Genomic DNA, 11,112 nt, shown 5'->3' on the forward strand with positions numbered 1-11,112 from the left:
AAACGACGAATGATGAACAAGGAACGCCGAACCGCAGAAGGATGAAGGAACGACCGAACGGCCGACTACGGCCGGTCGTTTGGCTTTTCCCTTCGGCGTTCTGCGGTTCCTTGTTCGGTATTCGTCGTTTCTCCCCCACCCTCACCCCGTCCCTCTCCCATCAAGGGAGAGGGAGCACCAACGGATGTTTTCAACAGAACACACGCCGAGAGTTGTCTTGGGGTCAGGCCAGGAGGGCGGTGGGGGCGGATTCGCCCGTCCGCCGGCGGATGAGCCAGTCCAGGAGGAGGTAGAGCGGAACGGCGACGAGCGGCGCAGCCGCCGGCACGATGGCGGTGAGCGTCTTGTCGCCGAGGTCGGCATGCCGGGTGAACGCCCAGGCAAGGTGGCCGACGGCCGTGAGGACGACGGCGCTCAGGGCGCCCCATTGTCCTCGCAGAATGTACGCGCCGCCGAGGGCCGCGGCCGCGAGGACGGGCGGATAGGCGAGCCAGGGCGCCTCCGCCACGTCGCCGGGCGGGTCGGCCCCGGCCGCCAGCACCATGGCGACGGCGGCGACGGCCCACGCGGCCGCGAGGCCCGCCAGTCCGTGCGAACCGGTGTGGAAGATCGGGGGCGACGAGGGCGGCGCGACGAGCCGCGAAAGGCCCAGCACCGCGGCCGCCACCAAGAGGAACCCCATCGAAGCCGCTACCGCTGCGGTCCAGGGCCAACCCTCCGAACCGAAGAGGGGCGGCGCCTTCGCGAGCACCGGCAGACGCCAGAGGAGGCCCGCCAGAAGAACGGTCCACAGGGCGCTCGCAATCCGGCCGTACCACGTCACGAGCGTGCTGACGACGGCGACGCCGGCCGCCAGACCGCAGAGGATCAGCATCCGAAGCCAGGGGTCGCCGGCGAAGGCCCAGGGATTGGTGCGCATCGCGGCGGCGGCGACGAACAGGACGGGCAGCGCGAGGTCCAGCCTCCGGCAGGCGAGCACCAGGCCCATGGCGGCCGACACGGGAAGGAGCGCGACGGCGAGCGTCTCGGCGTTGAGGTCCGGCAGGGACCCGTGGGCCGACCCGAGGGCCGTCACCGCGATCACCAGCGCCGCGTTCGCGCCGAGGATGACGAGGATGCGGACGATCCGTCCGGTGGTCGGCGCGACGGAAGGTTCCCGATCCGGCGCCCCCGTCGGTGGTGTGCCCATGGAAACTCCCCTGTGCCGCGTGTACGATAGCCGCACGCCGGGCGCGAATCAAGACGAATTGCAGCGGAACGCCGGCCGCACACCGCTTGCGGCTTAGCGGCCGTCCCGACGCCGCGCGACGGCGGACAGCGAGGAGAGTGAACGTGAAAAGGTGGATGGGTCTGATCTTGCTGGCGCTGGTATGGTTCGTGCCGTCGTGCCGGGCGGAGGAACCGCCTCCGGCCGCACCGTCGGCGGCCGAAGCGCCGCGAGACGAACCTCCTGCCGCTCGTGCCGAGATGGCCCCCGCTGCGCCCGAGACCGTCGCCGGCGAAGCGGACCCCTTCGCCGAGCACCTGCGGGCGCTCCAGGCGAAGATGCCGGAGGGGTTCACCATTGTTCCCGAGTCGCCGTTTGTGGTCATCGGTGATGAAGCGCCCGACGTGGTCCGCGCCCGGGCCGAGCAGACCGTCCGCTGGGCCGTCCAGCGCCTGAAAGCCCTTTACTTCGAGAAGGACCCGGAAAAAATCCTCGACATCTGGCTCTTCAAGGACGATGCGAGTTACGAGCGGCACGCGCGCGAGATTTTCGGCGACGACCCGACGACGCCGTTCGGTTACTTCTCGCAGACCCACGGGGCCCTCATCATGAACATCCGGACGGGCGGCGGGACGCTCGTCCACGAACTCGTTCACCCGTTCATGGCGGCGAACTTCCCGGAGTGCCCGGCGTGGTTCAACGAAGGACTCGGCAGCCTGTACGAGCAGTCGGCCGAGCGCGACGGGCAAATCGTCGGCCTCACGAACTGGCGCCTCAAGGGGCTTCAGGAAACCATCCGGGCGGGCAAGGCGCCCTCCTTCAAGACCCTGACGGCCACGAGCGATTACCAGTTCTACAACGAGGACAAAGGGACCCACTACGCCGAGGCGCGGTACCTCTGCTACTGGCTCCAGGAGCAAGGGCTCCTCGCGAAGTTTTACCGCGAGTTCCGGGCCGGCGCGAAGGACGATCCCACGGGCTACGAGACGCTGAAGCGCATCCTGGGGGAAGAGGACATGGACGCGTTCAAGAAACGGTGGGAAGCGTTCGTCCTGGCACTGCGCTTCCCGTGATGGGCTGCTGCCGTTTCCGGAAACGAACCGCCGCGTTTGCCTGTGCCACCCAATGGATTCTTTTCTGCAATCGCTACGAGGCTTTCGCGGGCGGTGTCAGAGAATCCTGGCGCACCCCCGGCGGGCCCGGGTGTGGGTGTGTCCGTTTTTCGTGGCACGGCTTTGATGCGGAGCCGTCTTGAGGCGGCTTCAGCCGCCTTTGCGCCGCGCGAGCGGCGAGTAGACCGGGGCTTTTAGCCCCGGTTCGCAAGCGTGCCAAGACCTGATGTTTTTTTCTTTTCCCTCTCCGCCCCGCTTTCAGCGGGGCGGAGAGGGAAAAGAAAAAGGGAAGGGAAGGTGGCGGCCGGTCACCCCGCCATAAAATGGCGGGGCTAAACCCCGCGAAAGCGGGGCAAAGGCCCATGAATGGGCCTAACAGCCACTGCCACGATCCGCGGCCACACCACGGCGGGCGGGAAGCCCGGAATACGATTGCACGGCGCGCCGGCGGGGGTAGTATGTCGGCTCGTCTTTTTCATGTGCATCCCGACGGCTAGGGGGACGCTATGCTCGGACGAGTCCTTTCGGTCGGCGTCTTCGGCATCGACGGATACCTCGTCGAGGTGGAGTTCGACGTCCGCCAGGGCTTGCCGGCGATCGTCGTCGTCGGTCTGCCGGACGCCGCCGTCAAGGAATCGAAGGACCGCGTCGCCACGGCCCTGAAGAACTCCGGCTACCGCTGGCCGGGCGACGGGCGGATCACCATCAACCTCGCCCCCGCTGACACCAAGAAGGAAGGGCCGGCGTTCGACCTTGCGCTCGCACTCGGGGCCCTCTCGGCCACGGGGCAACTCCTCTCGGATCGCCTCAAGGACTACGCCGTCGTCGGGGAACTCGCGCTCGACGGGTCGGTCCGGTCGGTCAAGGGGGCGCTGGCGATGGCCCTGACGGCCCGCGAGGAAGGCCTCAAGGGCCTGGTGCTTCCGGCCGACAACGCGCGCGAGGCGGCGGTGGTCTCCGGCCTCCAGGTCGTTCCCGTCAAGGCCCTCGCCCAGGCCGTCGGGTTTCTGGCGGGCGACCTGGAGATCGAGCCCTCGGCGGTGGACCTCGAGGCCGTCTTCGAGGACTCCCGGCGCGACGACGTGGACTTCTCCGACGTGCGCGGCCAGGAACACGCGAAGCGCGCCCTGACGGTCGCCGCGGCGGGCGGGCACAACGTCCTCATGATCGGCCCGCCGGGGGCCGGCAAGACGATGCTCGCGCGCCGGCTGCCGACGATCCTGCCGATGCTGGACATCGAGGAATCGCTCGAGACGACGCGGATCTATTCGAGCCTCGGCCTCCTGGGCCGCGGCCAGTCGATCATCGCGACGCGGCCCTTCCGCTCGCCGCACCACACGACGAGCGAAGCGGGCCTCGTGGGCGGCGGGAGCGTCCCCGCGCCGGGCGAGGTGAGCCTGGCGCACCACGGCGTGCTGTTTCTGGACGAGTTGCCCGAATTCAACCGCCACACGCTGGAGGTCCTCCGGCAACCGCTGGAGGACGGCTTCGTGACCATCAGCCGGGCCCAGGCCAGCCTGACGTTCCCCGCGCAGATTATGCTGGTGGCGGCCCTGAACCCGTGCCCTTGCGGATACCTGACGGACCCGAAGCGTGAGTGCCACTGCACGCCCCGCCAGGTGCAGAACTACATGGGGAAAATCAGCGGGCCGCTCCTCGACCGCATCGACATTCACCTGGACGTGCCGAGCGTGCCGTACCGCGAACTCCGCGCCAAGTCCGACGGCTCGACGAGCGCTCAGATGCGCGAACAGGTGTCGCGTGCCCGCGCGGTCCAGTCGCGGCGGTTCGGCGGTGACGCGCGGATGACCAACGCCCGCATGAGCCATCGGCAGGTCAAGAAGTTCTGCGCCCTGGACGACGCGGGCGAAAGTTTGCTCAAGCAGGCGATGGTGGAGATGGGCCTCTCGGCCCGGGCGCACGATAAGATTCTTCGGACCGCCCGCACGATCGCGGATTTGGAAGAGGCGCCGGACGTGACCGCAACGCACCTGGCCGAAGCCGTCCAGTACCGCCGGCTGGACCGGAACCTTTTTGCGTGAGGGACGGAGGGTTTGCCCCGCGCGCGGCGAAGCATTATAATAGCATTGGAAACCCAAGGAGGGCGAGCCATGCCCAAGCGACGTTTCACCGCAGCCGTTCACCGCGAGGGCGACCTGTACGTCGCCCTGTGTCCGGAGTTGGATGTGGCGAGCCAAGGGGCGACCCTGGACGAGGCCCGCGCGAATCTCGCGGAGGCCGTCCGCCTGTTTCTGGAGAGCGCGAGCCGCAGCGAGGTTGCCGACCGCCTTCACGGGGAAGTGTACGTGACGCCGTTCGAGGTGGAGACGACGGTGGGGTAAGCGGCGCGTCTTCACGGGTCGGCACGTCTGCCGGATCCTGGCGGCGAACGGGTTTGCCGAAGTCCGCCGCCGGGGGAGCCACATCGCCATGCAGAAGCGGATGGCGGGGACCACCGTTACCGTCATCGTCCCCAACCACAAGGAACTGAAAGCGGGGACGCTCGCCTCCATCATCCGCCAGAGCGGCCTTTCCCCGGAACTGTTCCAATCGTGACTGCTGCGCCTCCGCCGGCTGGACCGGAATCTGTTGGCGTGAGCGGCCGCGCCGCGCGCTGCCGTACGAAAAGTTTCGGCGGAACGTCGTCCGGCCGAACTTGGCCTCAGACCGTTCGCCGTTCTCGAAACTCCCTCCGCTCTACGGCCAGAGGGCGCGCGCGGGGACGGCGAGGTGCTTGTCGCCCTCATAGGGGTTGGCGTTTTCGAAGAGTTTCGGGCGCTCGGTTCCCGGCGGATAGTACCAGAGCGACTCGAAGTACCGCCGGTCAAGAGCGTAGACGTCCACCCTGTCGGTCGCCGGATTGAACGAGTCGGGGAGAGTCCCGTAGCGGTGCATCTCGCGGAGGTAGGGGCGCGGAGGCTTGAAGTCTGCCATGTCGAAGCGCGTGATCTCTTCGAGCCTTTGCCTGCCCGCCACGCATAATGACAGGATCGCCCGGTAGTCGGGGTCGTGGGTGTCGGCAAAGACCGGTTCTCCGCCGGGTGGCGTACACGTGCCGAAGCCGCCCGCGCTCTTCGCGAGCGGCGCGAGGAGCATGCGCGACTTTTCCGGTCGCGAGAGATTCCAGACGCGGTGGCGGCTGTGCGGCAGAAGCGGATCCACCATGTCCATCCGCCAGAAGGAGATACCCATCTCGTCGGACAGGTTCATCGGGACGCGTTTATCGCTTGCAGCACCGTGGCACGTAGCGCACCGTGACCGGATGGCCTCGCCGGCCGCCTTGGCCTCCGGCCAAGGGCGGTCGGTCTCGACCTGTCCGTTCTGGGCGTAGCCGCCGATCATGCCCGAGCCGAGTGCGGCGTAGGTGCCCGGATATGCCGCCCCGGACTCGATCCAGCAGCGGATGACGTCGATCTCCCCCGGCGACATCCGGACGCCGTGATGGTTCCCGTCGAGTTTTCTCATGAGCGGACTTGCGGACGTCCCAATCGTCCGCGGCGGGAGGTTGCTTTTGGCTAGGTTGCGGCCGTCGACGAACTGCCGGCGGATCGTGAGTTCGAAGTAACTGTGCGAGAACATTGGGCCCCGGTCGCCGGTCAATATGACGCCGCCCGCAGCGGGGCCTTCGCTTGGCGGATTGCCGCCCGCAGGTTTCTCGTAGTCGTGGCATCTCACGCAGTGGCGGTCCAGGATCGGCTGGACGTCGCGCGGGAAGTCGATAATGTCCGGCACGTTGGGGACGGGCGTCACGACGGACAGCGCCCGCCGCATCGCCGCAATCCGCCTGGCGGGAGACGGCGCCTGCGTCCGGAGTTCGTGGCAGCCGATGCAACTCGTCGTCTCGCCGGGCGCGACCGAGGTGAAACTCTGCATCCGTTTCACGGACAGGTTGTTCTCGTCCAGCGCCACGAAGAAGAACGCCCGGTTTGCCGGAAGTTCGAAGTAGGCGGAGCCGTCCTCCTCGACGGGAACCGTGCCGATGATGCGCTCGAGCGTGAAGGTGCCGCTGTAACTGAGAGGGTCCATGCCGCCGGTGTAGTTGATCGGCTTCGGGAGCGTCTCGAGGACCAGGAGTTTCTTGATCTCGCCGGGCTTCACGTCCCCCATGTTCCGCCCGAGGCGGACGTCCGTGAGAAGGAGCGTGCCGGTGGCCTTCGAGGCGTCCACCCGCGTCGGGATCACATGCTCACGCTCGCGCCGAATCACCGGCCGAGGCTCGTGGACGGTTGTGCGGCCAGAGTAGATTACGGTCCTGCCGCCCGAGTCGTCCAGGAGGACAATGTCCTTCTTTTGTGCGGCCAGGAATGTGTGCCGCGAAAACGCCCAAGGATCGCGGTAGTCGTTGTTGGCCGTCAGGTTGCGCATCGCGCCAAGGTCGTCGGGACCGCGATCGGGCGTCACGACCGCGACCGGTCCCATGTGCTCCCAGTTCCCGTGGCCGGGACTGTTGATGAGAACCACTTCGTTTGACCCCGGGATCGGCTTCGCATCGATGAAGACGCAGCCCGGATGCAGGTTCCCGTAGTAGACGGCGTGGTTCGACCCGTCGGGGTTTACCGTCCAGAGGTGGTGGTAGTCGACCTGCGAGCGGTCTACGTATTCCCATCGCGTATAGAGAATGCGGCCGTCGGGAAGGACCCAGGGGGTGTTGTCTTGCTCGATGTTCGCCGAGATCGGCCTTAGGTTCGTCCCGTCGCCGTCGCAGCGGTTGAGCACCGCGACCTGCGTCAGCCAGCAGTTCACCCATCGCTTCGCGCGTCCGGAGACGAAGGCGATTCCGCCGTCGGGAAGGTACGTCGGCTCTATGTCGTCATAGATGCCGTCGGTGAGATGCTTCAGCCCCGAACCGTCCATGCCCACCTCGTAGAGATGGAAGTTGTGCTGACCGCCGGGGCGGTAGGAGAACAGGACCTTCTCGGCATCGTAGTGGACGCACGGATCGCGGATCGTTCCCCGCGGGTCGTCCACGAGGTCGCGGACCTGGCCTGTCTTCACGTCGAGCACGCGGAGGCAAGCGCCCTCGCGGTAGGTTTTCCGGTCGAAGGTCTGCGCGAAATAGCCGAAGTTCGCGTACCAGTGGCCGTCGCCCTCGGCACCCCCCGGCCGCTCAACGAAAACGATCTCGCGCACGCCGTACTCGGCGAGTGCGTCAACGAGTTTGGATTGCCGCTTCCCCTCGGCTCCCCACGCGAGAGTCGACGCTATCGCGAGTGCCGCAGTCGCAATCGCTGCTCTTTGGATGGCACGCCCCGCAGAAGTCATGCCGCGTCCTGCTCTTTCCCCACAGCCTTATCGGTTGCTCCCTGGACTTGCACCACTGGTTTGCGCGCACCCGCCGGCCGCACCAGCCCGTGGACCTCATTATGGCGGATCTTCGCGTCCCCTCCGCCGGCGATTACTCGCGCCCGATCCTTCTCGTAAGCCAGGCCGTTTGGAAACTCGCCACCCAAGCGGATCGTATCGCGGGAGACCTCCAGGGGCTCCGGGGTTGAACGGTAGTGCTCCGTGCCGGACAATTCAGCCCCTCTTATATAACACGACTTTTCCTCGTTGGGTAATTGTTTTTTTGCTTTTTACCCGGCGTTTCCCGGCCGTCTCCATCTCGCCCCGGCGCCCAGATGCCCGTGGCAGCCGGCCCCGAGATCGCCGTCTCACTTCCAACCTCGCCGAGGGCGCCATGGGCGCAAAAACAAAACCCCGCCCTTTCGGACGGGGTTCGTTTTCATCGGCGTGTTGAGTTAGCCTTCGGGTCGGCACGCGGGTGCGCGACGCGCCGGCGCGTGCGTTCACGGTCCTTTGACGTCGAGGCACTTCATTTGGCGTTGGTCGCGGACGACGAGTTTTCCGTCCGAAAGGGCCAGGGGCGCCCAGATTTCCTTGCCGCTGAGGATTCCCTTGGCGATCGCGAGTTCCTTGTAGCCATCGGGCGAAGGTTCGATGATCCGCAAGTCGCCCGTCGCGCCGTCCATGCTGTAGAAGAGGTTGTCGCCCGTCAGGATGTATCCGCCCTTGCAGAGGTAGGGCTCGCGTTTGGTCTGCCACTTGATCTGGCCGTCCAGGCTGAAGCACACGAATCCGTCGGCCTTGGAGTTGGTGTTGCAGAGGGCGTAGAGGCAGCCTTTGTAGAGGATCGGCTGGTGGACGTGGGCGCCGATGATGTCGAAACGGTGGAGGAGTTCGGCCTGGAACTTGCCGGCCTTGCGCTCGACCTTGATGAGGTCCGAGTCGGCGTCGTAGCCGCCTGTAATGAAGAACCGCCCGTCGCCGATCGCCACGGGGCCGGGCACGGGAATCTGGCACTTGTGCGGATAGGTCCAGAGGACCGCGCCGGTCTTGGCGTCCACGCCCGAGGCGCCTTCGACGGTCGTCAGCACCGCCTGGTCCACGCCGTCCACCGTGGTGATGAGCGGCGAGGCGTAGGCCATCTTGCCGATCGGGCCGGAGCGCCACTTTTCCTTGCCTGTCGCCTGCTCCAGGGCCACCAGGCCGACCGAACCCGACTGCGGGGCCAGAATCACCGCGTCGCCATACAGACAGGCCGACTGGGAGATGGCCCAATTGGGCAACTTGCTGCCGTAGTCTTCGAGGAGATGCTTCGTCCACACCGCCTTGTGCGTGGCCTTGTCGATGCAGTGGACCTGGCCGAATACGCCGACCGTGAAAATGTACTTGTCGGCGACGGTCGGCACGGAGCGCGAGCCGTTCACGTTGACCGAGCCGGGCGAGTCGTAGGCGAAGGTCCACTCCTCCTTGCCGGTCCCCAGGTCGAGACACCGCAGGACGTCCTTGGCGTCGTCGATGCGGTCGAGGACATAGACCTTGCCGTCGCGGATGGCCGCAGCGCCGAAGCCCGGGCCGAGCGGGACGGTCCAGAGGACTTTGGGGCCGCCCTCGGGCCAGGCGCGCAGGAGGCCCTTCTCGGGACTCGTGCCGTCGCGGTTGGGTCCCTGGAACTGGGGCCAGTCCGCCGCCGCCGCACCCGCCAGGACGAGAATCGCCAGCACCAACGTCGTCAGCCTCATCATGGGTATCCTCCCTGTCGTTCCCCCCGCGATTGTGAACCCCCTTGGCCGAACGCGGTGTCGGCCATTTACGCTTGTTTTCCCCCTTCGGCCGGCGGTTCGGGATGCTTGACGAGCCGGCGTTCGACTTTCTGAAGCAGGCTCATGACGAGAAACGCGATGAGGGTCCCGAGGAGGGCGAGGAAATACTCGCCGACGCCCACGGCCGTCCCGATCGCGCCCATCACCCACAGGCCGACCGCCGTCGTCAGGCCCCGCACGAGGTCGCCCTGGCGGAAGATGACGCCGCCCGCAATGAACCCCGTCCCGACGAGCATGCCCTGGACGACACGCAGCGGGTCGCCCGACCCGACGCGCAGGGTGACGAGCGTGAAGAGGCACGCGCCGAGGGCCAGGAGCATGTGGGTCCTGAGTCCGGCGGCCTTGTCGTGGGCCTCTCGTTGCCAGCCGATGAGCGCCCCGCACGCCGCCACCAGATCGATCGCTTCATGCGGAAGATTTGAGTAATGCGTCGCGCCCGGCTCCACCGGCCCAACCGCATAGGGTGGACCGTATTCTACAGACGGGCGGCACGGCGGAGCAACCGTTTTCGCCTTGCGGCAGCCGGACGCCGGGCGCATGATGGATAAGGAAAAGCGAGGGCGGACGGTTCGCGGAAGGGATGCGAACATGGGTACGAAGCCCGGCAAAGCGGTTCGGCGGGCGGCGCGGATGCTCGCGCTTGCTGCGGCACTGGCCGTCGCCACGTGTGACCGCCCGCCCCCAACGGAGGCCACGATGAAACTCACAAGCCCGGCGTTCGCCAACGGCGCGCGGATTCCCGTCAAGTACACCGGCGAAGGCGACGACCGCTCGCCGCCCCTGGAGTGGACCGACCCGCCGGAGGGGACGAAAGCGTTCGCCCTCATCTGCGACGACCCGGATGCGCCGCGCGGCACGTGGGACCACTGGCTCCTCTGGAACCTGCCGGGCGCTTTAAGGCAACTGCCCGAGGGCGTACCGACGGCCAAGACTTTGCCCGACCTCGGCGGCGCGATGCAAGGCAACAACTCGTGGCCGAAGATCGGCTACGGCGGGCCGATGCCCCCGCCCGGCCACGGCACGCACCACTACCACTTCGTCCTCTACGCGCTCGACGCGCCGCTGGACCTCGAGCCCGGCGCCGCGAAGGCGGCCCTCCAAGAGGCCATGAAGGGCTGCGTCCTCGCCGAAGCGCGCCTCATGGGAACCTACAGCCGGTAGTTCTACAACGCCGTCTCAACGCAGAGATCGCAGAGGCCGCAGAGGGAGGAGGGAGTAACAACGGCAAGGCGATTTCCGTCAGCGGCTCCCAAAGCATGTTGTTTTGCCCTTCCCATATCTTTGCAGTTCTCCGCGCTCTCTGCGTTCTCTGCGTTGAAGAACACAGCGTTAATAGGCCGGGGCCAAAAAGCAGCGCGGCGACCGTTCTCGGCCGCCGCGCTTGGCTTATCCGTTTTGCTTCCGCCGGCGACTACTTTGCAGTGCCGCCTTCGGCCGCCGGTGCCGCCGGCCTCTCGGCACGCATGAGCCCGCGGATCGTCTGCATCACGTACGCGGGACCATCCTTCTCGCCGAGGGTCTTCGTGGCAGCCGTCTTGAACTTCGCCACGGCGGCCTTCAGTTCCGTCACGGCCGGCGCCAGCGCCGTTTCCTGCTCCGCCGTCAACTTGACTTCCGGCGCGCGAGTCCGCCCGCCGCGAGCCTCACCCGTTCTGCCTTCGCCGCGGGGGGTTCCCTCTTCGGCGGCCCA

General features: G+C 66.9%; 9 protein-coding genes and 1 pseudogene. 5 read left to right on the top strand and 5 right to left on the bottom strand.

Features of this window, described 5'->3' with window-relative positions; genetic code table 11:
• Positions 1 to 223: 223 nt before the first annotated feature.
• Positions 224 to 1,189 carry a hypothetical protein gene (locus NTX40_01655; GenBank protein MCX5647791.1) on the bottom strand — a complete coding sequence of 322 codons (966 nt, stop codon included), beginning with the start codon at positions 1,187 to 1,189 and terminating at the stop codon, positions 224 to 226.
• Positions 1,190 to 1,332: 143 nt separating this feature from the next.
• Here NTX40_01655 and NTX40_01660 point away from each other — a divergent pair, with 143 nt between their 5' ends.
• From NTX40_01660 to NTX40_01675, 4 genes and pseudogenes are all read left to right on the top strand, one after another.
• The gene (locus tag NTX40_01660) at positions 1,333 to 2,280 is read left to right on the top strand and encodes a hypothetical protein (GenBank protein ID MCX5647792.1); all 948 of its coding nucleotides are present in this window, start codon (positions 1,333 to 1,335) and stop codon (positions 2,278 to 2,280) included.
• A gap of 545 nt (positions 2,281 to 2,825) precedes the next feature.
• Positions 2,826 to 4,361: a YifB family Mg chelatase-like AAA ATPase gene (locus tag NTX40_01665; GenBank protein MCX5647793.1), complete on the top strand. Its 1,536-nt coding sequence runs from the start codon at positions 2,826 to 2,828 to the stop codon at positions 4,359 to 4,361.
• Between the two features lie 69 nt (positions 4,362 to 4,430).
• The gene (locus NTX40_01670) at positions 4,431 to 4,661 is read left to right on the top strand and encodes a type II toxin-antitoxin system HicB family antitoxin (GenBank protein ID MCX5647794.1); all 231 of its coding nucleotides are present in this window, start codon (positions 4,431 to 4,433) and stop codon (positions 4,659 to 4,661) included.
• Positions 4,657 to 4,875, top strand: a pseudogene (locus NTX40_01675) (type II toxin-antitoxin system HicA family toxin). Before NTX40_01670 ends, NTX40_01675 begins: the two are co-directional and overlap by 5 nt.
• 141 nt (positions 4,876 to 5,016) lie before the next feature.
• Here the strand turns inward: NTX40_01675 and NTX40_01680 are convergent.
• The 3 genes from NTX40_01680 to NTX40_01690 all read right to left on the bottom strand — a co-directional run bounded on the left by NTX40_01680 (position 5,017) and on the right by NTX40_01690 (position 9,814).
• On the bottom strand, positions 5,017 to 7,449 hold the full coding sequence (locus NTX40_01680) for a hypothetical protein (protein MCX5647795.1): 2,433 nt from the start codon (positions 7,447 to 7,449) through the stop codon (positions 5,017 to 5,019).
• A 656-nt stretch (positions 7,450 to 8,105) separates the two neighbouring features.
• A complete protein-coding gene (locus NTX40_01685; protein ID MCX5647796.1) occupies positions 8,106 to 9,344 on the bottom strand; it encodes a PQQ-binding-like beta-propeller repeat protein in 1,239 nt (412 codons plus the stop codon).
• A gap of 65 nt (positions 9,345 to 9,409) precedes the next feature.
• A complete protein-coding gene (locus tag NTX40_01690) occupies positions 9,410 to 9,814 on the bottom strand; it encodes an MgtC/SapB family protein (protein MCX5647797.1) in 405 nt (134 codons plus the stop codon).
• Between the two features lie 196 nt (positions 9,815 to 10,010).
• Here NTX40_01690 and NTX40_01695 point away from each other — a divergent pair, with 196 nt between their 5' ends.
• On the top strand, positions 10,011 to 10,583 hold the full coding sequence (locus NTX40_01695) for a YbhB/YbcL family Raf kinase inhibitor-like protein (GenBank protein MCX5647798.1): 573 nt from the start codon (positions 10,011 to 10,013) through the stop codon (positions 10,581 to 10,583).
• A gap of 250 nt (positions 10,584 to 10,833) precedes the next feature.
• Here the strand turns inward: NTX40_01695 and NTX40_01700 are convergent.
• On the bottom strand, positions 10,834 to 11,112 hold a 279-nt coding region (locus tag NTX40_01700; protein MCX5647799.1), incomplete at its 5' end, for a hypothetical protein.

Source organism: Planctomycetota bacterium (assembly GCA_026387035.1).
GTDB lineage: Bacteria > Planctomycetota > Phycisphaerae > FEN-1346 > FEN-1346 > JAPLMM01.

Excerpts from the sequence above, each read along its gene's own strand:
- NTX40_01655 (MCX5647791.1), bottom strand. The coding sequence starts at position 1,189 with ATGGGCACACCACCGACGGGGGCGCCGGATCGGGAACCTTCCGTCGCG.
- NTX40_01665 (MCX5647793.1), top strand. The coding sequence starts at position 2,826 with ATGCTCGGACGAGTCCTTTCGGTCGGCGTCTTCGGCATCGACGGATAC.
- NTX40_01670 (MCX5647794.1), top strand. The coding sequence starts at position 4,431 with ATGCCCAAGCGACGTTTCACCGCAGCCGTTCACCGCGAGGGCGACCTG.
- NTX40_01685 (MCX5647796.1), bottom strand. The coding sequence starts at position 9,344 with ATGATGAGGCTGACGACGTTGGTGCTGGCGATTCTCGTCCTGGCGGGT.
- NTX40_01695 (MCX5647798.1), top strand. The coding sequence starts at position 10,011 with ATGGGTACGAAGCCCGGCAAAGCGGTTCGGCGGGCGGCGCGGATGCTC.